The organism is Paenibacillus sp. HJGM_3 (assembly GCF_045062745.1).
Lineage (GTDB): Bacteria > Bacillota > Bacilli > Paenibacillales > NBRC-103111 > Paenibacillus_AA.
On sequence record NZ_JBJGED010000011.1, the window covers coordinates 96,831 to 121,374 of the forward strand.

Annotated in this window: 20 protein-coding genes; 3 read left to right on the forward strand and 17 right to left on the reverse strand. The window is 58.9% G+C overall.

Features of this window, described 5'->3' with window-relative positions; all coding sequences use genetic code 11:
• Positions 1–13: 13 nt before the first annotated feature.
• Positions 14–685 carry an MATE family efflux transporter gene (locus ACI5FR_RS14295; protein ID WP_405455286.1) on the forward strand — a complete coding sequence of 224 codons (672 nt, stop codon included), beginning with the start codon at positions 14–16 and terminating at the stop codon, positions 683–685.
• 58 nt (positions 686–743) lie between these two features.
• Here the strand turns inward: ACI5FR_RS14295 and ACI5FR_RS14300 are convergent, their stop codons facing one another.
• The 9 genes from ACI5FR_RS14300 to ACI5FR_RS14340 form a co-directional block, all read right to left on the reverse strand.
• The gene (locus ACI5FR_RS14300; protein ID WP_405455288.1) at positions 744–2,363 is read right to left on the reverse strand and encodes a type 2 periplasmic-binding domain-containing protein; all 1,620 of its coding nucleotides are present in this window, start codon (positions 2,361–2,363) and stop codon (positions 744–746) included.
• Between the two features lie 125 nt (positions 2,364–2,488).
• Positions 2,489–3,418 carry a hydroxyacid dehydrogenase gene (locus ACI5FR_RS14305; RefSeq protein ID WP_405455290.1) on the reverse strand — a complete coding sequence of 310 codons (930 nt, stop codon included), beginning with the start codon at positions 3,416–3,418 and terminating at the stop codon, positions 2,489–2,491.
• 270 nt (positions 3,419–3,688) lie between these two features.
• Complete coding sequence (locus ACI5FR_RS14310) at positions 3,689–5,086, reverse strand: extracellular solute-binding protein (RefSeq protein ID WP_405455292.1); 1,398 nt, start codon at positions 5,084–5,086, stop codon at positions 3,689–3,691.
• Between the two features lie 188 nt (positions 5,087–5,274).
• Positions 5,275–7,890 (reverse strand): ATP-dependent helicase HrpB, encoded by a 2,616-nt coding sequence (hrpB, locus tag ACI5FR_RS14315; RefSeq protein ID WP_405455294.1) that lies wholly within the window; start codon positions 7,888–7,890, stop codon positions 5,275–5,277.
• A 116-nt stretch (positions 7,891–8,006) separates the two neighbouring features.
• Positions 8,007–8,198 carry a hypothetical protein gene (locus ACI5FR_RS14320; protein ID WP_405455296.1) on the reverse strand — a complete coding sequence of 64 codons (192 nt, stop codon included), beginning with the start codon at positions 8,196–8,198 and terminating at the stop codon, positions 8,007–8,009.
• 269 nt (positions 8,199–8,467) lie between these two features.
• Entirely contained in the window at positions 8,468–10,414 is a 1,947-nt protein-coding gene (locus ACI5FR_RS14325; RefSeq protein ID WP_405455298.1) for a stalk domain-containing protein, read from the reverse strand.
• A 68-nt stretch (positions 10,415–10,482) separates the two neighbouring features.
• Positions 10,483–11,316, reverse strand: a complete 834-nt coding sequence (locus ACI5FR_RS14330; protein ID WP_405455300.1) for a DUF4362 domain-containing protein — start codon at positions 11,314–11,316, stop codon at positions 10,483–10,485.
• A 103-nt stretch (positions 11,317–11,419) separates the two neighbouring features.
• Entirely contained in the window at positions 11,420–12,880 is a 1,461-nt protein-coding gene (locus ACI5FR_RS14335) for a CoA-acylating methylmalonate-semialdehyde dehydrogenase (RefSeq protein ID WP_405455301.1), read from the reverse strand.
• A 25-nt stretch (positions 12,881–12,905) separates the two neighbouring features.
• Entirely contained in the window at positions 12,906–13,979 is a 1,074-nt protein-coding gene (locus ACI5FR_RS14340) for an LLM class flavin-dependent oxidoreductase (protein WP_405455303.1), read from the reverse strand.
• 512 nt (positions 13,980–14,491) lie between these two features.
• On the opposite strand from ACI5FR_RS14340, the gene ACI5FR_RS14345 reads away from it, so the two are divergent.
• Entirely contained in the window at positions 14,492–15,499 is a 1,008-nt protein-coding gene (locus ACI5FR_RS14345) for an aldo/keto reductase (RefSeq protein ID WP_405455305.1), read from the forward strand.
• Positions 15,500–15,754: 255 nt separating this feature from the next.
• Here the strand turns inward: ACI5FR_RS14345 and ACI5FR_RS14350 are convergent, their stop codons facing one another.
• From ACI5FR_RS14350 to ACI5FR_RS14365, 4 genes are read right to left on the reverse strand one after another with little or no spacing between them, the layout of a single operon-like run.
• Positions 15,755–16,780 carry a Gfo/Idh/MocA family protein gene (locus ACI5FR_RS14350; RefSeq protein WP_405455306.1) on the reverse strand — a complete coding sequence of 342 codons (1,026 nt, stop codon included), beginning with the start codon at positions 16,778–16,780 and terminating at the stop codon, positions 15,755–15,757.
• Positions 16,781–16,810: 30 nt separating this feature from the next.
• Positions 16,811–17,515: a PIG-L deacetylase family protein gene (locus ACI5FR_RS14355; protein ID WP_405455308.1), complete on the reverse strand. Its 705-nt coding sequence runs from the start codon at positions 17,513–17,515 to the stop codon at positions 16,811–16,813.
• 25 nt (positions 17,516–17,540) lie between these two features.
• Positions 17,541–18,491: a sugar phosphate isomerase family gene (locus ACI5FR_RS14360; RefSeq protein WP_405455310.1), complete on the reverse strand. Its 951-nt coding sequence runs from the start codon at positions 18,489–18,491 to the stop codon at positions 17,541–17,543.
• Positions 18,488–19,315, reverse strand: a complete 828-nt coding sequence (locus tag ACI5FR_RS14365) for a sugar phosphate isomerase/epimerase family protein (protein WP_405455311.1) — start codon at positions 19,313–19,315, stop codon at positions 18,488–18,490. The genes ACI5FR_RS14360 and ACI5FR_RS14365 overlap by 4 nt, the downstream gene beginning before the upstream one ends.
• A 265-nt stretch (positions 19,316–19,580) precedes the next feature.
• On the opposite strand from ACI5FR_RS14365, the gene ACI5FR_RS14370 reads away from it, so the two are divergent.
• The gene (locus ACI5FR_RS14370) at positions 19,581–20,477 is read left to right on the forward strand and encodes an AraC family transcriptional regulator (RefSeq protein WP_405455313.1); all 897 of its coding nucleotides are present in this window, start codon (positions 19,581–19,583) and stop codon (positions 20,475–20,477) included.
• A gap of 139 nt (positions 20,478–20,616) precedes the next feature.
• Here ACI5FR_RS14370 and ACI5FR_RS14375 read toward each other — a convergent pair whose 3' ends face one another.
• From ACI5FR_RS14375 to ACI5FR_RS14390, 4 genes are read right to left on the reverse strand one after another with little or no spacing between them, the layout of a single operon-like run.
• Positions 20,617–21,624, reverse strand: a complete 1,008-nt coding sequence (locus tag ACI5FR_RS14375; protein ID WP_405455315.1) for a Gfo/Idh/MocA family protein — start codon at positions 21,622–21,624, stop codon at positions 20,617–20,619.
• Positions 21,621–22,658, reverse strand: coding sequence for a Gfo/Idh/MocA family protein (locus ACI5FR_RS14380; RefSeq protein WP_405455317.1), 1,038 nt, complete (start codon positions 22,656–22,658; stop codon positions 21,621–21,623). Before ACI5FR_RS14380 ends, ACI5FR_RS14375 begins: the two co-directional genes overlap by 4 nt.
• A 48-nt stretch (positions 22,659–22,706) precedes the next feature.
• Positions 22,707–23,630, reverse strand: coding sequence for a carbohydrate ABC transporter permease (locus ACI5FR_RS14385; protein WP_405455319.1), 924 nt, complete (start codon positions 23,628–23,630; stop codon positions 22,707–22,709).
• 14 nt (positions 23,631–23,644) lie between these two features.
• The gene (locus ACI5FR_RS14390) at positions 23,645–24,544 is read right to left on the reverse strand and encodes a carbohydrate ABC transporter permease (protein ID WP_405455321.1); all 900 of its coding nucleotides are present in this window, start codon (positions 24,542–24,544) and stop codon (positions 23,645–23,647) included.

The window sequence follows — 24,544 nt, forward strand, 5'->3', positions numbered from 1 at the left end:
CGAGAAGCGGCACGTGCGCTCGATTCTAAGCGTAGGGCTGCCGGCCGCCGGGGAGCATCTGGCATGGCAATCCCAGCTGATGATGATTTTGGGCTTCATCAATATGATCGGGCCGCAGGCGTTAAGCGCGCATGTGTACGTCTTTAATATAAGCGCCTACTATATGGCGATCTCCACCGCCATCGGGATGGGCACGGAGATATTGGTCGGGCATATGGTGGGCGCCGGAGAATACAAGGCCGCTTATCATCGCCTGCTCCGGAGCTTACGGATAAGTATCGCCTTGACGGCAGGGATTGTTGGGATCGCGGCGATATTCCGTTCGCACTTAATGGACGGTTTCACGGATGATACGGAGATCATCACGATGGGAGCCGGCATTTTGCTGCTGTCGATCCTCCTGGAGCCCGGCCGGGTGTTCAACATCGTCATCATCAACTCGCTCCGCGCGGCCGGGGATGCTCGTTTCCCGGTCATGATGGGCGTGTTCTCGATGTGGGGCGTTTGCGTGCCGCTTGCCTACTATTTGGGCGTCCACCTGGATTATGGGCTGCTGGGCGTCTGGATCGCCTTTACCGTCGACGAATGGACGCGGGGATTGATTATGCTGGCGCGCTGGAAAAGCGGCGTCTGGCGCCGGAAGTCGCTGGTCCGTCCGGGGACGGTGCAGGTTTTGGAGGCGTAGGCCAAAAAAAGCCCGGACCCAAAGGATCCGGACTTTCCACACAAAACTTAAACTGCGATTACTTCCAAGGGTTCAGCTTCTTATCCGCCGGGAGAACGGCATTGATTTGATCGACATAACCTTGGAAAATTTGCTGCCCGCTGAATTTGGACATCAGCTCGGCGCGGTATTTCGGCCAGTTGGCGCCGCTCTTGTCGTCGAAGATGGCAACGTTTTGCAAGCGGGCCATTTCCTTGCGGAAGTCGGCGATGTTCATGCCCTGCGGAGGAGCCAAGGTCACGGGCTCGCCGGCATGCTTCGGAATCGCCTCGACGAACTTGAGGACGCTGCGGTCGCGATCGGACATTCTAGGGTCGACGACATCCAGCTTCAGGACGGACGGCTCATCGAAGTTCACGAAGAAGCGGTAGATGGACAACCAGTCGCCGGCTTTGGTGATGTCCGCATCGTACGCAGCCGGATCAAGCGTAATTTTGCTGCCTTCCTTCTTGTAATGCTTGCCTTCTTGACCGTAGTGCGTCAAAATGTAGCCTTCTTCGCCCGTGAGCCAGTCGAGAATTTCGATGGAACGCTTGATCTTGTCCGGCGATTTGTCGGCGACAGATTTCGCGAACAGGAACGGCGCGGCGCCGCCAGCAGTTCCTTGCTTCCAGCCATACGGTTGGTTTTGGAACGGGAAGATCGGCTGCCAGTCGGTTTTCGGGTCGATCAGCTTACCTTTCGCTTGTACGCTAGTAGGTACCGAATCCAAGGCGATGTTCTTGTCCGTAGACCAGAATACGCCGATTTTGCCTTGAGAAGCTTTGTCCAAATGCTGCGGCGACTTGTTCACGAACCAGTCCGGATCGACGATGCCTTCCTTCGTCATATCCACGATGCCTTGGATGACGTTTTGGATCTTCAAGTCGGTTTGCGTTTCCACGAAATCTTTGCCGTTGATCATAAAGTCCGCGACAAGCCCGTTGTTGATCCATTGCGGGAAGTCGAGCGGGATGCGTCCGCCTGCCGCAGACGCGCTGAAGCCGTAGGTGTCCTTCTTGCCGTTGCCGTCCGGATCGTTGTTCGTGAAAGCGCGCATGACGTTCAGCAGCTCATCGTACGACTTAGGCGCTTGCAGATTCAGTTTGTCGAGCCAGTCCTTGCGCACATAGAACGAACCGTACGTCATTTTCGGGAATGGAATCGGAGAGCGTGCATGCTTGATGCCTTGCAGCTGATAGTTGTTCAGCACGTCTTGGCTGATCCACTTGAAGTAGTTCGGCATCGTTGTAGGCGTTACGAACGTGCTTTGATCGGCAAGCAGACCGTCCACTGCATATTTCTGGCTCGCAGCACCGTCCGCCAGGAACATATCCGGAATGTCGCCGCTCGTCAGCATGACGTTCAGTTTGTTATTGGCGTCCGCGCCGTACGGCATGTATTCAATCTTCAGATCTACGTTGAATTTCTCTTCGATCGCTTTTTTGACGAAATCTTTATCGGCGGACGGCAGATTAGCGTTAGCTGGCGCAAAAACGAACCACTTCAGGGAAAGCTTCTCTTTCTTGGCCGGCGTTGCCGCTCCCGTTCCGGGCGATCCGGACGGCGAGGTGGTAGGCGTGGCTTCTTCCTTGGACGAACAGGCGGCAAGAACCAAGCTCGCAATCATAACGGTGCTAAGTACTTTAAGCGCTTTCATTGAGATCCTCCCTTTTTGTCGGTACAAATGATAGAAGTGCATCTTCTCGCGGATGTCAGGTCGGCAGCCGAGGCTGCCCTACGAAGCCATGAAACTAGTGTTCCACCCCCTACACTTAATATGAATTAAGCGATAACGTGAAGCGACTGTAGGTTCACTTCGCCAAGCAGCGGTTCCTTGCGCAAATAGTTGCGGATTTCATCGACGGCGTATTGGGCCAACCGATGCTTCCCGTTGTTGACGGCTCCGGCGATATGCGGGATCAGGATGACATTGTCTAGCTTCCGGAACGGGTGATCCGGCAACGGCGGCTCCGGCTCGGTCACGTCGATGCAGGCGGTGAACCGGCCCTTGGCCAACTCGGCAGCGAGCTCCGCTTCATGGATCAAAGTGCCTCGCGCCGTGTTGATCAGAATGGCATCGTCCTTCATCAGGGAGAAGGTGCGGGCGTTGAACATGTTGTCGGTTTCCGGAATGGACGGGGCGTGGATCGAGATGACGTCGGATTCGACGAGCAGCTGCTCCAGCTCCACCTTCTCCGCACCGATCGAACGGGCTTCCTCGGCGCTCAGGATCGGATCATACACCAATACTTCCACATCGAAGCCTTGCAGCAAGCGAATATAGTGACGGCCGGCTTTGCCTGCCCCTACTACCCCGATCTTCAACTCATACATTTCGCGAATCAAATGTTTGTCTTCTTCCCATCCGCCGTTTCTCGTGTTCTGCGAGAGCGGCCACATCCGTTTCACCGCCGCGATCGTAAGTCCCAGCGCCGTCTCGGCTACGCCGACGCCTAACGGATCGTTAGCGCTGCTGACGCGGATCCCGCGCTCGATCAGCTCGGGGCTCACGATGCCCTTGACCGTGCCGGCCGCGTGCATGACGAGCTTCAGGTCCGGCGTGTGCTTCAGCACCTCCGCATCAATCGTAGGGCAGCCCCAGGAGGTGATGGCGATCTCTGCGGCTTGCAGCAACTCGGCTACCCGCTGCTTGGACGGACGCACGTCGTCGGTGTTGATGATAACGGTACCAAGCTCACGAAGCTGCTCCAAATGTTTGGCTTGAAATATGTGTGAGGCAACACTTCTGTCGGCAAGTAGAGCAATTCGGGTCATTTCCTTACACAATCCTTTCCAGTGACTCATATCTAACTCTGTCTGACTCCATCTTAACGATGTAAGGGTTTTCTGTCAACGATTATTTATTTTTCGGCCCTGCTCTGACTCACACCTAACTTGGATATGAGTTAATAAAGTCAAGACACCAAAAAATCCTGAACGAATGCGCGTCCACCGCGCTCCATTCAGGATTCAGGGTCCACTCTATTCGGCTGCAGCGAGCTGCTGCTGGCGCTGCTCCTCCAGCTGATCTTCGATCCAGGCTTCCAGCCTATCCTGGAGCGCATCGTCGGAATACAGGCCGGACCAGTAATATTTGGCTTCCTTCAGCAAGCTGCTGATCATCCGTTCGTTCATATTCAGCTCGCTGATCAGGCCGAATGTCGGCACGATCTCCCGATGCATCGGAAATCGGGAAGGCCGGTGTACGCTGTCCTTGCCGTTCCATTCGGCCGCGGTCTTGAGGGCTGGAATGCTGAGCGTGCGCGAGCGGATCGTCTGCTGAGACGTGTAAGAGAGCAGGAAATCGATGAACGCTTTGGACGCTTCCTTCTGCTTCGAGCCGGCCATGAGCCCTAGACCGATCGTGATCAGCTGCGTCTTGGAATTATGCGAGTATGGCAAGGGCGCGATGTCGTATTCGAACGGCGCTTTCTTCAGCTCATTCAAGCGGAAGTATGTCGTCATGATCATCGATGCCCGTCCCTGTAGGAACAGCTCTTCGGTGTCTTCTTCCCTGTCAAATATAGTCTTCATGGATTGCTGACGGATCAAGTCCCGGCAAATCCGGAGCGCTTCCACCCATGTGCCGAGACGCTCGACATAGGAGCGATCGCCAGGCTTCGGGAAGGCGAGGCCGCTCTGGAGCAGCAACGTCGGCCACCGGTTTATCGCCTGAAGGTACGTGTAGAAGCCGAACCGTTCATTCGGGATTTCGAGCTGAGCCGCCGCCCGGATCAGGTCGTCCCAGCTCCAGCTGCTGTCCGGCTCCAGGACGTTTTTCTCGGCGAAATGCGCCTTGTTGTAACACAGAATGACCGGGGAGAACGTGAACGGCTGTACCTTGAGCTCCCCCTCATACAGGAAGCTTTTAAACAAATAAGGGTAGACGTTCTCCCGAGGCTGCTGCGTCTCCAGCCGATCCGTTAAGCCTTCTTTGACAATTTGCTGAAACCCGATATGGTTGACGGAGAACACGTCGAACAGATCGGAGTCCATAAATTCCGTGAAATCCATGAGCGGCATCGGCTGCACCCGGATATGCGGATGCTCCTTATGAAACATCGTAATTAAATGCGAGATGTCGCATTCGTGCACGAGCTCGTTATGATAGGCGAACCGGACACGGATCGCCTTATCGTCGGGCAAGCTGGCGACGCGGGAGCCAACCTTCGGAATTTTCTCGATCAATCCTTCGGATTGCAGGATACCGAGCGCATCGCGAACCGATTTGTTGCTGATGCGAAACTGCTTGCCGAGCGCACGTTCCGAAGGCAAAAACTCCCCTACTTGACGTTTCCCCGAAATCATTTCGTCGCGCAACACACTGACCATCTCGTCCATGCGTTCATGAAACGTGCTTCGACTCGGTCTGTCTGCCATGCGTATTCCAGCCTCTCTGCCAGGTTCGTCCCTGTAACTGTTCTGATTCTCAGCTTACAACAAAAAAGGTTGTTCGACAAGAGAGTTACCTATGAGTCACTTTGTAGGCGTTTGCAATTCGCTGGGCGGCAGCTCAACTGAAAAAGCTTCTGCGAGTCGATCGCAGAAGCTCAGGGTAACTCTATTTTCTAAGGCCTAGGGCGTACCCGATTCGTAGGGACCGCTTGGAAGGGGTCCTCGGGCCAATAATGCTTCGGGTACCGGCCTTTCAAGTCTTTTTTGATATCGAAGTACGTCTCCCGCCAAAAGTTAGCCAAGTCCCGCGTCACTTGGACGGGCCGGCTAGCTGGAGACAGCAGGTGCAGTGTCAGCGGCACCCGGCCCCAACCGAGCCGCGGAGTCTCCATCAGGCCGAACATCTCTTGCAGCCGCACGGCTATGGCGGGGGCCTCCGGATCGCTGTAGTCGATCGGCACGCGCGAGCCGCTCGGGACCGTATAATGTGTCGGCGCTTCCTCGTCGAGCTCGCGGCGCTCGTTCCACGACAAAGCGTCCAGCAAAATCGAAACGAGGTTCAACCGCTGCAAATCGGCACGGCTTTTCATCCCGTCCACGTACGGCGCGAGCCACTCCTCGAGCGTCTGGAGAAGATGAGCTTCGCTCCTGTCCGCCCAGGCCGGGTTCAGCCGATGCAGGAAGACGAGCCGCTCTTGCAGCTGGCGAGCCGGCCTGGACCAGGGCAGCATGTCCAACCCTTCGACCTCGATCCCGCTAAGGAGCGCAGTCGTGACCGCCCCCGGGTCCGGTTTCGGGTCCGGGACATCCTGCAGGACGATCGCCCCCAGGCGGGTGCGCTTGCGGGCTTTGACGCTGAGGGCTTCGCGGTCCCATTCGACCGAAGTCTCCCGCTCGATGCTGCCCTGGAGATACCGCTCCAGATCGGCCGGCTCGAGTGCGGCCGCCAAGTTAATGCGGCCGTCCGCGCCCTGATCCTCCAAGTCGACGGCGACGATGTAGTCGGCTTGCGAGAGCGGCTGCACGTGCGCGAACGCCGCGCCGCGGCCGCTGCGCAGCAAGAAGCGGCCGTCGGGTCGCCGCTGGGCGATGCGGTCGGGGTACGCGAACGCGAGCAGCACGCCGCACGCCGCCAGGTCGCTCGCACGAGGCGCCGCGCCGGCGCCAGGCCCGTCGGCCGGGCGACTGCCGGCCGCTGCCGGCTCCGCCGCGCCGCCGCCGTGCGCGGCGCCCGCGAGCGTGCGCGCGAGCCGCGCGGCTTCCTCGGCGATCCGACGCCACACCGTCGGATCGCCTGCGCCCGCGCTAGCGCTCGCGCCCGCGCCGCCGCCGCGCGGCGCCGCCCGCAGCGCCTCCACGCGCAGCCGCACGTCCGCATCCGCCCCCGCGGATGCGGACCCGGCGGCCGCGCCGGAGGCGCGCAGCGGATCGCGCTCGCCGAGCAGCGCGGCGAGCTCGCACGCGAGCTGCTGCAGGCCGATTCCCTCGGCCTGCAGCAGCATATGCGCGAGGCGCGGCGGCAGCCCCAGCGCCGCCATTCGTCGGCCGTAGGGCGTCATCGCCCCGGCCGCGTCGAGCGCGCCCAGCTGCGCGAGCAGCTCGCGCGCCTGGCGGTACGCCGCAGCCGGCGGCGGATCGAGCCAGCGCAGCTCGGCGGGATCCGCGGCGCCCCAGGCGGCCAGCTCCAGCGCGAGCGGCGCGAGATCGGCCGCGGCGATCTCCGGCACGCCGTGCGCGGCGAGCTGCCGCTCCTCCTCCGGCGTCCAGAGCCTATAGCAGACGCCTGGAGCGACACGTCCGGCCCTTCCGCTGCGCTGCACGGCGGAATCTAGCGTCACCGGCACGGTCTCGAGCCGGGTCAAGCCGGTGCGAGGCGAGAACCGCGGTACCCGCGAGAAGCCGCAGTCGACGACCGTCCTGACGCCTTCGACCGTCAAACTCGTCTCGGCGATGGATGTCGCGAGGACGACTTTACGCGTCCCCGGCGCACTCGGGGCGATCGCTTGATCCTGCTCCTCCGGAGTCAGGCTGCCGTGCAGCGGCGAGAGCCGGACACCCGGTCCGAGCCGGAGCCCCGCCAGCAGCCGGGAGACCCGGCGGATCTCGCCCAGGCCAGGCAGGAACACGAGCACGTCCCCCGCTTCCTGAGCAAGCGCCTCCGCGATCGTCCGGGCTGCCTGCGTCTCCCATCGGTCGTCCCTTCGCCGGGAGGCGGCATGCCGAATCTCGACCGGAAAGTTCCGGCCCTCGCTGGACACGACAGGAGCATCGTCCAGCAGCTTGGCGATCCGTTCCGTATCGAGCGTAGCGGACATGACGAGAAGCCGCAGCTCCGGTCGGAATAAACTCTGCGCTTGCAAGCACAAGGCGAGACCCAGATCGGCCTGCAGGCTCCGTTCATGGAATTCGTCGAAGAGGACGATCGCGACGTCCTCCAAAGCCGGGTCTTCCTGCAGCAGCCGGGTGAGCACGCCTTCCGTAATGACTTCGATCCGGGTTGCGGGACCGACGCGCGTATCGTATCGCATCCGGTAGCCGACCGTCTGCCCTACCGGCTCGCCCAGCTGACGAGCCATGAAGCGTGCCGCCGACCGGGCCGCAATCCGCCGGGGCTCGAGCAGCAGAATGCGTTTGTTCCTCGCCCAGGGCTCCTGGAGCAAGGCGAGCGGCACGCGGGTCGTCTTGCCAGCGCCAGGGGGCGCCGCAAGCACCGCGTTCATGCGGAACTCGAGCGCCCCCTTAAGCTGATCTATCACTTGATCAATCGGGAAATCGAAGGATGATTGCATCTCTATACGCCTCAACTGTCTCTCATAGACTCCACAGCTTGCATGCAGCTACAATGTAGCATTCCGCATTGCGCGGAGTCAACTCAATCGAACTATGCAACACGCCCGATCGGCCGTCAGTTATAGGCTGCAAGCTTTTGCTTCGCCTGCTCGTAATCCATGGAGATCGTCAAAATCAGGTTAATGCCCGGATTATGCTTCAATCTCGCCTTGAGCAGCGAATGCAGCAGCGGTTTCTCATATTTCAGCACCGTAATCAGTTCGGCGAGCGGTCCGCCCGTCCGCTGTACCTCATAAATCAAATCCACGCATTTCTCCACTTCAGTATGTTGATCTCTGATTTTACTCAGCGATGTCAGTATCTGATTCGCCGTCATCTCTCATCCACCTCTGTCCGAAATAAAGTTTCGCCGTAGGTCTTATGTCCTTCTTATCATTATATCACTATTGACAAGATAGTGACTATATACCCAGTGAGACTTATGTAAAAAAATAGGTGACACCAAAAGGCAGACTTCCACCCTTCTAATTAGGACAAAAGTCATGCGAAAAAGGTTGCACGGAAACATTATTTATTTTATGACGAAACGATGGTTACATGACGGGTAGCGCCCTCCCAGGTCACGTGCCCCCCAAAAGCTTCACCAATAAATCGCGCCGGCCCCATCGTGAAACCGCCGATCAACTGCGCCGGCTGCTCGAGAGGCACTTGGTTTCCGTTCACAATGGCGACGGACGACCCGATGGTAATCGAGACCGTTTTGCCGTTTTTCGTCCCCGTCGCGGTTTTGGTCGCATCATTCCAGCTGACCTGCGCGCCCATCCGCTCGAAGATCGCTCTTAGCGGCGTCAAGGTGCTCCCGTTCACGATAACCGGAGGCTGCTCGAACGATTGCCGCACTCCGTCGATCGAGACGGAAACTTGGGACGAGACGGAGAACGACCGGGTTCCCGCTAGCCGCCCTTCCCGACTATAGACTTGAATTTCCAGCACGGAGCCTTGCGGCACGTCGCCCGCCTTGACGTCAACCTCGAACGGCGGGTTTGTTTTGGCGGCGAAAATGGTTCCGTTCAGGACGTATTGGACTTTGCCGATATACACATCCGGGATGCGGACGAACGGCACCCACTTCGTTCGCTCCTCGAACGGCTTGCTTCCGTCCCGGTACCCTATGCCATCGTCCGGCTTCTCGCCCGTTTTCACGGAGGTCAAATAATATTCGTCCGCAATCGTCGTCTTATACAGCTCGAACAACCTTTCGTCCTCGCGGAGACTGTAATTGTCCTTCGCTCCCGGGACGAGTCCGACGTTATAATACGTGATCGCCTTGAGGCGGGGATATTTCAAAGGCATGACCCGGTATAGCCGCTCCAGGTTCAAAGCCGCATAATCCACATAAGACTGACCGTCCACGGACGAGTAGTGCGAGACTCCGGTCTCGCTCAGCATGATCGGCTTTCGGTCGGCGTACAGCCGGTACATTTCGTCGAGCCGTTCGATCGGGGTGGTGCCGAGCAGATTGCCCGTTTTGCTCGCATCCGCCAAAGGCTCCGTGTACAAACTAAGACCCACCCAATCCGTATACTCGTCGCCTGGGTAGTACAGGTCCATCGTATATCGCGGCACATCGCCGGGGCTCCACACCATGGCCACGTTTGGCGCCAGCTCGTGCATGACTCTGGCCACTGTCCTGAATTTCTCTATGTACACCTGCGGATCACCCGCCCATGGCGTCCAGTCTCCGTTCATCTCCCCGGCGAACCGGAGGAAGATCGGGATGCCGGCCGCGGCCGCCTGCTTCGCCCATTCCCGCAAATAAGCGTCGTCCAGCACGGGCGCGAGCCCCTTGAGCGGCTGCCAGGCGATCTGCAGGGCGCCTCCTGCGGACTTGGCATTGTCCGCATAACGACGCGGAAACGATTCCCCATATGTGGCGTAGGCCAAGTAGATCGCATGATTTTTGCCGTAAATCGATTTCGAGCGGTTGAAATAATTGCTCATCCCCGGATCCTGCTCGGAGTAAATGCCGATGTAGGCTCCGTATTCCGGCTCGAACTTGGCGAGTTGTCCGCTAGCAGGCAGCGCTGCACGCCTCAGCTCATCCGATTCGACTGCCGAAGCATACAGCTCGATCGTCGTCTTCAGCTGCTGGGCCCTCTGGTAATCGTTCGAACCCCAGTCCTTGCCGTCCTTGAGCCAATATTCACTCTCCAGCTCGTAATAATAAACGGCCTGCTCGTAATCGTGAATCGCATCGTAGTGTTCGTCCAGATATCCTGCGTATAGGGCTGCGGTCATCCAATCGGAACGCGCGGCAGCTCGGCGCATGAGGTCATCCCAGATCGGAAGAGCCAGGCTGGCTTGTCCGGACTGCACGTACTGCTCGGCCTTCAGATGCAACGGCCATGTATTGTCCTCGGCCGCCATGGCCGCCGACGACAGCCAGCCTCCTGCCACTAGGGCACCTAATGTGAGCACCACGCCATGCCGCATGCACCTTTTCCAAACGTTCCGCTCTTTCATGAACGACACGATCCTTTCTGGTCTAAGCGAACATCTTTCGATACTCCTCATTATAGCGCTTCCGCCTGTCAGGAGCGGCTACGAACCGTAGCCAGCGGCTGGGTCGCATTCGGACCGGAACAGCCTGTCGCGTTGTATCGGACGACGGTCCCTCCCTCTTGTATCGCTTCGGACACTTTCTCCACGCCGGTACAATCGAATCTCACCGCACCCTTGTCTTGACCGGCATAGGCGTCCTGACTGTTGTCCCTAACGTACACAAGCTTGGATCCGTCCCAAACGCCATATGTAAAGATCGGATCGCCCTCGATGGTAGAAGCAGTCACTTTCAGCTGGTCCGCCTTCCCTTGATGAACGGATTCCAGGAACATGTCCAGCTTCCCGACGTTGTACGAATCGCTGAGCTTCAGCTGGACTTCATCTCCCAGCAGCCGTTCGATCGATTGATCGATGGCATCATTGTACGCCGTCATCCTGCGCGGATTGTCCCCCGTAGTCCTGTGCGCATACAAGATCATAATATTCTTAACGTCATAAACTATCGGCCGGACCGTATCCTGGAGCTTCGTATGCTTGGCAAAATCATCTCTCGCCAGCTTCACGCTGCGCTCGGAATCGTACAAGTAAACATAGAGCGTCTCCTGATTCGGCAGCTCCAGCACAATCGGGTGAATATTGTTCAGCCGGATGTAGCGTCCCTCCTTGTTCCGGTTCATCGGAATGCCTTCCGCCGACAACCGGTCCACGACCTCCTGGGCACCCAGCAGCTTCTCCTTATACCCGCTGGCCACGACCGCCTGCGGAACGCGGGTCCCCCCCGGTTCCCCGTCGGTACACCCCGCTACAGCCATACCGAGGCTCATGAGCAGAGTTGCCTGCCACCACCGCTTCCTCTTCTTCATCCGCTCCATCCTCCTGACTTGATGCCACCGTCCTCCATCTTACAACAAAAACCGGATGGCGTCTCGCTTACAGACGCCATCCGGCTTCAAATTTTGGGTCGGATTAGTATCGAGCCACGATCATTTTCTTGCGCGTGTAGAACTCTACGCCATCTCGGCCGTTCGCATGCAAATCTCCGTAGAACGACTTCTTGTAGCCCGAGAACGGGAAGAACGCCATCGGCGCGGGTACGCCGACGTTCACGCCGAGCATCCCGGCGTCCATCTGCTCGCGGAACTGCCGGATCGCCTTCGCGCTGTCCGTATAAATGCAGCCGCCATTCGCGAACTCGGATCGGTTGGCAATCTCGATCGCCTCGTCCAGCGACTCGGCGCGTACGATCTGCAGCACCGGCGCGAAGATCTCGTCCCGCCAAATCTTCATTCCCGGCTTGGCATGGTCGAAGATTGTCGGTCCGACGAAGTAGCCCGGCTGCTGGGCCGCCGCGTCTGTCCGACCGTCGCGGACCAGCTTCGCGCCTTCCTCCACGCCGCTCGCGATATAGCCGAGCGTCCGCTCACGATGAGCATCGCGGATGACAGGCCCGAGGAACACACCCTCGTCCAGTCCGTTGCCGATGCGGATGTCCTCGGCCGCCGCCGCGAGGCGGGCGGCCAGCTCGTCCCCGATGCCGCCTACGGCCACGACGACCGAGCACGCCATGCAGCGCTCGCCGGCGGAGCCGAACGCCGCATTCACGATCTCCTTGACCGCGAGGTTCAGATCGGCATCCGGCATGACGATCGAATGATTTTTCGCGCCGCCCAACGCTTGTACTCGCTTTCCCTGGGCGGCGGCTTGCTTGTACACATACTCGGCAACCGGCTGGGAGCCGACGAACGAGATCGCGCTCACGTCCGGATGCTCGAGCAGGCCGTTCACGATGTCATGCGCGCCGTGGACGACGTTCAGCACGCCTGCCGGCAAGCCGGCTTCCGTGAACAGCTCGGCCAGCCGGTTCGCCGAAAGCGGAGTCCGCTCCGAAGGCTTCAGTACGAATGTGTTGCCGCAGGCGATCGCGAGCGGGAACATCCAGCACGGCACCATCGTCGGAAAGTTGAACGGCGTAATGCCTCCGATGACTCCGATGGGATACCTGTGCATATTCGATTCGAGGCCGGTCGCGATGTCCGGCAGCGTGCTCCCCATCATGAGGGTAGGCGCGCCGGCGGCGAACTCGACGCATTCGATGCCGCGCTGCACTTCGCCATACGCTTCGGAGTAGCTTTTGCCATTCTCGATCGTGATGAGCCGGGCGAGCTCCTCCCAATGCTCTACCAGCAGCTGTTGATATTTGAACAAAATCCGGGCGCGGCGCGGTACCGGTACTTTGCTCCACTCGGCGAAGGCCGTCTTGGCCGTCCGTACCGCGTGATCCAGATCCTCTCGCGTCGACAGAGGTACCCGGGCAATCGTCTCGCCGGTCGCCGGGTTCGGCACGAGCTCTTGACGATCGGAGCCCGACTCCACCCATTGCCCGCCGATGAAATTCCGTATTGCTTGCTCTTGCTGCGTTCCTTGCACGTAGTCCCCTCCGTTCCGATATGATTTAGATGGATGATACGGTCGATTTGCGTTCGTTCTTGAACAGAGGCAATACCGTCGCGCCTACGCGCTCCGCTTCTTCGAGGTGCGGGAAGCCGGACAGAATGAAATGGGTGACGCCCACATCGATGTACTCCTGCAGCCCTTCTCTTACTTGCTCCGGCGTTCCGACAACCGCCGTCCCCGCCCCTTTGCGGACGCGGCCGATGCCGGCCCACTTGAACTTGCCGAATCTGAAATCGCCTTGGAGCAGGACGCTCATCCGGCTCTGCGCCACGGAGTCCGCAGTCTGATAGTACTCCCGCATCCGCGCCTCAACCGCGGGATCGACGATCGACACGAGCTTGTCTGCCGCCGCCCAAGCCTCTTCCTCCGTATCCCGGACGATTACATGAATTCGAACGCCGTACTCCAGCTCGCGGCCATAGGCAGCCGCGCGGCGGCGAACGTCTTCGATCTGCGCGCGCACTTCTTCGACCGGCTCGCCCCATTGCAGATAGACGTCTCCGTATTTCGCGGTCGATTCTTTGCCGGCGTCCGACGATCCGCCGAAGAAGGCTGGAATTTTCCGCTGAATGTTTTTGGGGATGAGCACCCCATCCTTAATGCTGTAGTGAGGCCCGGTATGATCGACATGGTCGCCTTCCCACAGCTTGTTCATCACTTCCATGAAATCGTCCCCGCGCTCATAGCGCACGTCATGATCGACGAAATCTCCGTCCTGCGCGAGCTCGTGGGCCGAGCCCCCTGCTACGATATTGATATCGATCCGGCCGCCGCTGAACAAATCCAGGGTAGACGCCATCTTGGCCGACAGCGATGGGGCAATGAAGCCCGGACGAATCGCGATGAGCGGCCGCAGCGTCGTCGTATGGTGCACGATCGCCGAACCGACCATCCAGGAATCGAAATATGGAGTGCCTACGGGCACCAGGATGCCGTCGAAACCCGATTTCTCCACCGCTTGCGCGACCTTGATCACATAGTCGAGGCTGGGCTCGCGTTCCGGCTTGGACAAGCCGATATGAGCTCCGTCTCCGTTCGTAGGGGTAAACCAAGAAAAATGAATGCGACTCATAGCCAAACTCCTCCTCGGGTATACTATTATATAGAAATCTTTGAATCCGCCAGTTGGGTGATACCGCATGTTAATCATAATGCCGCTTTACAAAGCCTGGACAACCGTGTATAATATAGAATTAAGTTTTTGAAGCATAAACGAATCACGTTCTTAACTTCTTTTACCCTCTAGGATTAACCCGCCTTTTGGACCCCGAGCATGAATTCGTTTCACCCTTCCATTCCCAACTATAAGCGGCTGATGGTTCAGGAAATATGAAAGTTGCTAATTCGAGACTGGCGCGGCCGAGGAGCCGTAAGGACGGATGAGAGGTAGGGCTTCCGTTGTGTTAGTATATTGACGATGGGTTTTCAAAAACTGTACTCTCCGAACGTTATTTGTCCTCGATCGTACACCTGATGCAGGTAGAGCGGCAAATAGCGTTCTTTTATTTCCCCTTTGTCCGATTCGGTTCCTGCCGTTCCGGGAATCCTATGGTACAATCATTCTAGGATTGGAGGTCCATGCCCATGTCCGACTCTCATACGCCTTACACGCCATCCTCGGAGACACATACCCCACTTCGCCGCTTGGGCCAGTCCGACCTGCTCATCTCGGCGCTTGGGCTCGGCTGCTGGCAGTTCAGCAAAGGCAGCGGGCTCGTCGGCAAGTTCTGGCCGGTGCTCCCGGATGCCGACATCGTAGACATCGTGCGCCTCAGTCTGGAGGGCGGCATGAATTGGTTCGACACTGCCGAAGCGTACGGCTGGGGTGCGTCGGAGCAAGCGCTCGATCAAGCGCTGCACGCCGTCGGTCCGTTAGGGCGTCAAGCGGTGATCGCGACCAAATGGTGGCCGGTGCTCCGTTCCGCGGGCTCCATCACGAAGACGATCGACGAACGGATCGAGCGTCTGGGCGGGCGCACGATCGATCTGTACCAGATCCATCAGCCCTACTCGTTCTCCTCGGTCCGCAAACAAATGCGCGAGATGAGCGAGCTGCTGAAGCAGGGCCGGATCGTGCATGCCGGCGTCAGTAATTTCTCCGCGGCCAAGATGAGAGAGGCGCATCGTATTCTGGCGGACTATGGGTTCCCGCTCGTATCCAACCAAGTGAAATACAGTCTGCTCGACCGCCGGATCGAACGGAACGGGATTCTGGATACCGCCCGGGAGCTCGGCATGACGATTATTGCATACTCGCCGCTGGCACAAGGGCTCTTGACCGGGAAGTTTCACCGCGATCCATCGCTTGTGAAACGCAGCGGCGGTCCCCGGCGCTTCCAAGCGAAGTTCAAAACCGCCGGTCTGAATGCCAGCCGGCCGGTGCTCGACCTGGTGGAGGAATTGGCCGGAACGTATGGCGTCAGTCCAAGCCAAATCGCCCTGAATTGGCTCATCCACGCCCATGGCGACGCCGTCGTCGCAATACCCGGCGCTTCCAAGGTGAAGCACGCGGAAGAAAACATCGGCGCGCTCCGGTTCCGCCTCGCAAGCGAGCATCTCGCTCAGCTGTCCGACGCCTCGCGTGAGTTTTGAATGAGCCCGATGCGGCGATCTCCGCTCATGCGGTCGATGGTTTGCCGGTAGCGCTTACATACACCTTTTAGACGAAATGGGACGTCCACGGTCCCTCCTCTCAAGGTGGAATCGTTCCTTCCTCGCTCATCATAGGACTTTTTCAGGGATGTCACTATGTTAAATTATAGTTTTTTATGTGTTCTCTTGACTAAAAAACAACCCGGCCTTTGCAGGCCGGGTTGTCGCATTAGGGGCTATTCACGAGCTTAAACCTTATGCCACGCTGACGGATGCTCCGTCGCTCTCCGCAGACAGCTTCTCGGCTTCGGCGATTTGCAGCGACACCCAAGTGTCCTCCGGCGCGGATTTCTCGATCGGCGTATCGTTCATGACCGCTTCCGCGAAATAACGGATTTCCCGGTAATAGCCTGTATCGGCGGACAATTCGGGCGAAAAGCCCTTCCCGTCCTTCGGATAATCCTTCAGTCCTCGCTTCTCGAAAACGAGATTGCCGCCTTCGAAGTTGACGCGGAACGACATCTCGAAGCCGAAATCGCCATGCAGCACGCGGTCCACTTGACAGTTGACGACCTTGTGGTCGGGGTACTTGTAGTTCGTCGAGATAATGTCGTAAGCGCTGCCCGGCAGCACGTGCCGCGCGAGTGTCGTGACCGACTCCGGCTTGCCGAACAGCCAATTGACCATGTCGATGTCGTGAATATGCAAGTCCATCATGCCGCCGCCGCTCTTATCCTCCAGCACCATCCAGTCTTCATGCGTCCACTTCGGCGGATTGCCGCCCCGGAAGAACGAAGCGGCCAACACTTTGCCATAACGTCCGCTTTCAACCGTCTCCTTCAGGTACTCGTACTCCGGCCAGAACCGCAGGCATTGCGCGATCATCAGCTTCTTCCCCGCCTGTTCGGCCGCTTCGATCATCTCCCGCCCTTCCTGCGTGTTCAGCGCCATCGGCTTCTCGCACATCACGTGCAGGCCGCGCCGCAACGCCGCAATGGCCGTCGACTTGTGCAGAAACGTCGGCAAGGCAATGTCGACAAAGTCCAGCTCCTCTTCCTGCAGCATCCGGGAGTAATCCGTGTACTGAGCGTAACCGCTGAAGTCGAACTCCGTACTCGCCACTTGCATATTGCCCTCCGTGAAGTAGCCTTGGAACTTTCGGCTATCCGTATCGCAAATGGCCGTGACTTGAATCGGAAACCCTTCCTCCTGCAGCCGGACGTAATTTTTCAAATGAGCCCTTCCCATAAAGCCCAGGCCCACCAAGCCTACTTTGAGCATGATCGTTCTCCCCTTCTATCGTTCTCCTGCTTATACCGGGAAACGGACGGCGTTCGGCCGCGTCCAGACGAGATGCTGCCGGAACGCTTCCGCATACGTGCAGCCCGCCTGGATCCCCCGGGTCTTGCTAAACGTCGTGACGAAGTCGACGATGTCGACATTGTCGTGCTCCTGCAGCCAGACGAGTTGGCTCTGATGCTTCTTCAGCATCTCCAGCTTGGTCGTCATGTGGTCGGTCACATCGACATAAAAAGTAGGCTCGAAGCCGAGTCCGGACAAGTTGTCCATATAGTAGAGCGCCGGCACACGCTCGGCGGCCTCGAATTGCGTCTTCATATTCGGCAGCGTGGCGAAGAACGTCGCATAGAATACGAGCTGGCTGACGGCGACATGGTCGGGCATGTAGTCGTTCGGCGCGTGGGTGATGACGATATCCGGCTTCGCCTGACGCACCATATCCACGAACCGCATCCGGTTGTCCTGATTGTCCGCGATTAGCTCGCCATCGCCGAATTCGAGGGTCAGCACCTCGCTTCCGATCACCGCGCCGGCCTCCCTCGCTTCCTGTCTCCGGATCTCGGTCAGTTCGTCGGCGGGGATGCGGTAGTGCCCTTTGTCGCCCTTGCAGGCGTGGCAGAGCACGATATGATGCCCCGCTTGCTTCAGCTTGGCCAGCGTGCCGGCGCAAGAGATCTCGATGTCGTCCGGGTGGGCCCCGACGGCTAAAATGTTCATGAAGACCATGCTCCCTTCATATGCGTTAATTCAGTTCAGGCTCGAGCGGTCCCGCCAGCTCCTCCAGGAAGAACAGCTTCCCGGCCAGTGTCGGCATGTAGGACGACGGAATCCAAGGGCTCGGCCCGTACTTGAGCGTCGACCAGAACGACAGACCCTGCCACATCATCCCGCGCCCCAGCGCACCGTCCGCTCCGCCGATCGCATAGTCCGCCTGCAGGAACAGGCCGGGGCCGATCGTATTCGCGTAGCACGGCACCAGGGTGGTGCGGCTCTTGAAGCTCGTGATCGCATTCTGCTCGATCGTCAGCGGATGCAGCCTCGCCCCGATCCGATGCGTCGCGGCCCGCCATTCCGCCTCGCTGGCGTACTCGCCGGCGAATTGCGGCTCCCAGAAGGCGATGTGGAACACCCGGCCGATTCCGTACACGACTACTAGCTTGGCGCCCTCTTCCTTCAGCTTCGCAATCCGGGGGGCGAAGGTCGGCAGTGCCTCCCGGGTCGCGAAATGGCGCTGGTGCTCCGGCACCGTCAGCTCGCCCAGCAGGTTATAGAACGAATGCTCCATCGCGTACTGGAATGCACCAGGATTCGTAGGCGGCAGCGTCTCGCCTTCCGCATCGCTCCATTCGTCCATATTGAACCCGTGCACATGGGAGGCGCTGACTCCCCAGCTCTTCAGGAAAAACACGGTCCAACGGTACATGCCCATCGGGCCGACGGGGAGAATGATGGCGAGCTGCCGTCCCTCTTCGCGCGCGGCCCGGATCTGCATCGCGATCTCATGGCCCATGTACACCTCGAAGTCGTTCAGAGAGCGGCACGGGACCGGCTGAAAGCCCTCGTGCCAATGCGGCTCGCGAACGCCTACGTCCGCCGGGCCGTGGCTGGCGCAGCGGTCGATTCGCTCCAAATCCCAGCCCTGCGGGAAATACCCTTCCATCATCGAACCCTTAAGCGTCGTCAGCAAATTCATTGCAAAACCCCCTCGCCCAGCCATAATTTCAAATTGTCCACGGTCGCCCGAATGTCCCGGATTTGCTCGTCCCCGGCAATCTCGCGCTCGATAATCAGTTCGCCCTTGTAGCCGATCTCCCGCAGCCTCGCGATAAATTCAGGAAACCGTACCCGGCCTTGCCCCGCAGGCACTTCCTTGCCGAGCAAGCTGCCGTCGGTCGGATACAGCCCGTCTTTGACATGGACGTTCCGCACGTAGCCGCCGATCACGTCGAGCGCGTCGATCGGATTGCCCTTGCCGTACAAGATCAGGTTGGCCGGATCGAGGTTGATGCCCAGATTGGACGTGCCGACGCGCTCGATCGTCCGGAGCAGCACGACCGGCGTTTCCTGACCCGTCTCGAACCAGAATCCGATGCCGAGACGCTCGCAATGCTCGGCGACTTCGCGGATCGCCTCGACGACTCCCGGGTATTCGGGATCGGTCATATTCTCCGGAATGAAGCCGCAGTGGGTGATCAGAGCGGGAGCACCGATATACGCCGCATAGTCGGCCCAAGTTTTCAGCACCTGGACCCGCTGCTCCCGAAACTCCTTCGGCACCAGACCGAGCGTAACCGGGCCTTCCGTGAAGTTCCATTTGCCGGGACCCGGCACCCAGCCCCAAAGCGCGCAGATGCGTACGTTATGTTTCTTCGATTCCCGGATGACGTTGTCGAACACCTCGCGGGTAGCCATGTCCGTGTTCCAGCACATAAGCTGGCACACGTTGAGGCCGAACTGGCTGACATGTTCGAAGCAAACGCCGTCGTTCCGCAAAATATTGATCACACCGATCTCCATCGTTCTCCTCCTTCAACTGGATTCCCTTTTCCCTGCTTCGGCCTTTCTCATCGTTATCATATCGTGAACGGCGCGAAGCTGGCTTTAGCGAATCAGCCGATCTTTTTGCATAATCTTTTGCACTTTTGTACGTTTTATTTGCACGAATCATGAAAAATTTTACAATTAGAGAGGATTTTTTTTCGGACATGTGGAATGGTAATGGTTAAAAAGATGGCCTGTAAATCAGAAGTGAGTCAACACGATCCAGAAAGGACTAGGCCCCATGAATTTTCAACGGTATCCGATTCAAGAGGTAGTCTCAATCCATAAGCTGATTACTTGCTATTACTTTGAGCTGGCCAAAAACTATAAGTATTCCGGGGAAAAGCACGACTTCTGGGAGCTGTACTATGTCGACAAAGGCGAGATCGAGATCAATACCGATTTCGGCCATTTTCACTTGAAGCAAGGCGACCTGCTCTTCCATGAGCCCAACGAATTCCACAGCGCCAAGGGCAACGGGATCATCGCGCCCAACGTGTTCATCGTGACGTTCGAATGCGACAGTCCGCCTATGTCCTATTTCCTCACGAACAAGCTGTTTCACCTCGGCGATTATGAGCGCCTGCTGCTCGCGCAGCTGATGGAGGAAGGCTTCAACGCGTTCGGTCCGATCCCCTCGAACAACGGGAGACGCCTTAACGCCAAGCCCGACGCTCCGTTCGGCAGTGAGCATTTGTTCAAGATTCACCTGGAGACGCTGCTCATCCATATGATCCGGAACGGCCTCACGAACCAAGTCCGCTCCAAGATGACCGCCGTGCCCAAGGAGAAGCAGGAGCTCCAGCTGATTGACCGGATTCAGGCTTACATGGAAGCTCATATCGGCGAGAACTTGACGCTGGAGCATCTGTGCGATCACTTCGGCATTGGCCGGACGCAGCTCAGCATTTTGTTCAAAAGACGAATGGGCGCCGGGGTTATGGAAGTGATGGGCGAGCTGAAGATCCGGAAAGCGAAAACGTATATCCGCGAGGAAACGTACAACTTGACCGAAATCTCCGAACTGCTCGGGTACAGCAGTGTCCACTACTTCTCCCGGCATTTCAAGAAAGCGACCAAAATGACGCCCTCCCAATATGCCAAATCGATCTCAAGAGGCTACAGCCGGACTCTATAAAACACCCCACAAGTGAAGGGGGCCTCCGGAGCTCGGCGAAGCCCCCTATTACTTTGCGGGGACCCCGGGATTTATCCTTAACAAAAAAGCCGCAAGCTTCGTATTCACGGACTTGCGGCTTTATTTGTTGTGCGTGAAATTAAAAATAAATTTCCCGGCTGCTTCGCTGCGACTCGTACGTACCCAGAATGATCTCCAGCGAATGGCGGCCGTCTTCGCCGGTTACGATCGGACTCCGTCCCTCGAGGATGGCCTGCGCCATGTCACGGATTTGCACGCCATGGCCGTCCGGGACGACCTGGAACGGCGGGAACTCCGGAATGGCGACCTTCTCTCCCGCAATGTCCAGCTGCGTAATCTCGTCGCCCGTCAAGACGATCGTCCCTTTGTCCCCATGCAGAACGATTCGATGATCCGGCTGACGGTACGCGGTCGTCGTCGCCTCGATCGAGCCGAGCGCCCCGCTCTTAAACTGCAGCGCGGTCACTGCGGTGTCCTCCACCTCGATGTCCCGGAGCACGTTCCGGGCGAAGCCCTTCAGCAGCGCTACCGGCCCGGCGAACCATTGCAGCAGATCGATCGTATGAATGCCTTGGTTCATCATCGCCCCGCCTCCGTCCATCGCCCAGGTTCCTCTCCAGCCTGCGCTGTCGTAATACGCCTGGTCGCGGTAGAACTTGACATAGCCGGAGCACAAGCTGAGACGCCCTAGCCGTCCGTCGTCGAGCAGCTGCTTCACGAACCGCGAGGCGGGCGACATACGCCGCGGGAAGATCGTGGCCAGCTTCACGTTATGCCGCTGGCACGCGTCGATCATCCGGTCGATATCCTCGAGCCGGATCGCAAGCGGCTTCTCGCAGACGACATGCTTGCCCGCCCGGGCGGCCTCGATCGTCTGCTCGGCATGCATGCCGCTCGGCGTGCACAGGCAGACGACGTCGACGTCCGGCTGCGCGAGCAGCTCGGCGTAGCTCGTATACGCGCGGGCTCCGTGCTTGGCGGCATACTCGGCCGCCCGTTCGGGGCTTACGTCGCAGACGGCGGCCAGCTCGGCCTCCTCCGCATCGGCAATGCCTTTGAAGTGGCTGAAGGAGATGCCGCCGCAGCCGACGACGGCGAATCGGACTTTCGAATGTCGGGTTGTCATGTCGTTACCTCGTTTCGGTTGGGTTGGAAGGCGTTCACTACGACGGCCCGCTCGTCGGCGGAGACAGCGGCGCGGCATGCCTCGAGGATATCGCGGTGCCCGATGATGCTGTCCCGGCCTTCGAGCCGGTTCAAGAAATCCTCCGTGATGGTCGTCGCGGGTGTCGGCAAGTCGATACGCTCGAAGGCGCTCGCGTTCGTAACGCGGAGCAGCAGCTCCTCGTTCGCGGCGCTGGCGACCGACGGATCGCCGCACAGCCGCAGCTCGGCGCAGCCGGCGGTGCCGGACACGAAGATGCGGCAATCGCCCCACGTCCAGCTCTTGTCCGGCGTATGCCAGTCCGCGTACAGCTGCGCGAGCGTGCCGCCCGTCAGAAGCACTTGCGCACAGGCGGTGTCGTAGAAATCCGGATGCTCCGGCAGGATCGTCTTAGTCATCAGGCTGTCCACTCGCACGAACTCCTGTCCGGTCCACCAGCGCAACAGGTCGAAGTCGTGAATGAACAAGTCCTGGATCAGGCCCCCGTTCTGTTCCTTGGAGAAGTGCCAGCGGTGCCGCTGGGCAGGCGACAGCCGATGCGGCTTACGCATCGTGACGGAGACGATCCGTCCCAGCTCCCCTTCCTCGATCATCCGCTTCAGGGAGATCGCCGCCGGCCGGAACCGCTCGGTGAGCAGCATCCCGACCTGAATGCGGCCGCGGGCCATGACGTCGGCCAGCCGATTGAGCTGGTCGCGGTTCGTGACAATCGGTTTGTCCAGCATGACCGATTTCCCATGAGCCTCGCACAGCTCGATTACGTCGAGCTTGCGGTTGTTGACCGCCGAGGAGCCGATCACCCCGACCTCGGGGCGCAGCAGTTCCTCCGCCGATTGGACCAGCGGGATGCTATGCTGCCGGGACAGCCGCTCCGCTAGGGCCGGTTCGTCCGGCTCGTAGATGCCGGCGCACCGGGCGCCCAGCGCCTCCATCTCCCGGATGAATGTGGCGATATGCCCGTGCTGGCAGCCGATAATACCGTATGTGTATCGCATGGTCCTCCACTCCTGCTCCTTTGATTCATATTGTTTTTATATTCGCCTCTACTCGACCAGCCCGGTCCGCTCCACGCCTTCCACGAACCATCGCTGGGCGATCATGTACACGACGAGCGGCGGCAAGATGATCAGGAAGCTCGCCGCCATGCGGATCGTCTCATTCAGGTCGAAGCCCATCTCTCCGTCGGCGTACAGCCCGGACAGCACCTTGTCGAGCCGGAACAGACTGAGCGACAGCGGCAGATTGTTCCCGTTCAGCACAAGGCCGCTGATGAACGTCTCGTTCCAGTGCCAGACGAAGGAGAACAGGAACACGACGAGAATGGCCGGCTTCGCGAGTGGAATCATCACCTTCAGGAACACCCGGAACAAGCCGGCGCCGTCGATGAGGGCGGCGTCCTCCAGTTCGCGCGGTAGCGTCAGGAAAAATTGCCGGAAGATGATGACGAACAGCGCGCCCCGGAGCCCGTGACCGAGCAGCGCCGGCGCGATAATGGCGAGCGGCGAGCCGAGCAGGTCCAAGTTCCGGAACAGCACGTAGAGCGGAATGATGAGTGTCTGAGGCGGGATCAGGAAGCTGAAGATCAAAATCCCGAACAGCAGGTTACGGCCCGGAAACTTGATGCGGGCGAACGCATAGCCGGTGAGCGAACAGAACACCACCTGCCCGACGGCCGAAGACAGCGAGATGATCAAGCTGTTCTTAAGGGCGGTGGGGAACTTCAGTCCTTCCCAGGCGAGCCGCAAATTGTCCCACTCGACCGCGGTCGGAATCCATCTGACGGTCGGATCGAGCAGATCGGCCGTACTTTTGAACATGGTCGAGATCATGTACAGGAACGGATTCAGGTACATGAGGGCGATGTCGATCAGCATGACATAGAGGATGAGCAGGACGAGCAAGCCTTTGCGCTCCCGGTCGCCCAGGAAGAGCGTACGCAGCTTGCCGAGCCATAGCTTAACGGTCATCGTCATCGGACTCCCTACCTTTCTCCTCCGTAATGTGTAAACCGCCGCGACAACCCTAGCACCGCGAGCAGGATGACGAACACCATCACAAAATATATCCAGCCTTGCGCCGCCGCGTAGCCATAGCCGAGCTGCGGGTTGCTCATGTTCGTCACGATCATGTTCAGCACCGGGTTAAGCAGCGGAACGGTGAACAGATCGACGATCGTGTAGATCACATTCAGCAGAATGAACGGGGTCAGCGCCGGCAGCGTAATCTTCCAAAAAATTTCCCAAGGAGTCGCCCCGTCGATCAGCGATGCCTCGTACACCGACGCGCCGATCGTCTGCAGCCCGGCCAGGTAAATGAGAATCTGCACGCCCGAATACCACAGGATGACGACGAACAGGTTCAGCACCGTCAGGATCGGATCGGCCCATATTTTGGGCACGTTCGCGGCGATGAAGCCGGCGATGTCGTAACTCGCCAGCATGTCGAGGCTACCCGCCTTCTGATTGAAAATCTCCGTCAGCACTTGTCCGGTGCTGAAGATGACCGGCAGGAAGAACACGGCCCGGAACGCCATGCGCCCGGGGAACTTCAAGTTCAGCAGCACGGCCACGAACAGCGAGAAAATGACGATGATTGGAATCACGAGCGCGGAATTTTTCAAAATGTTCAGAAGCGCCGTGACGAACGTGTTGTCGGACAGAAACGCATACGAGTAGTTTTGCAGCCCCTTGAATTCGAACTTCATGCCGCTGCCGGTGAAACGGACTTTTTGCAAGCTCATATAAAGCGAGAAGCCTAGCGGGTAAAGCACGAACAAGCCTAATCCTACGAGCCAGGGGACGAGAAACAAGTACCCTGACAGCGCGTGCTGCGTCTCAATCGACATGCGGGACTTTCGACGGCGGAACGGGATGCCGGCCAT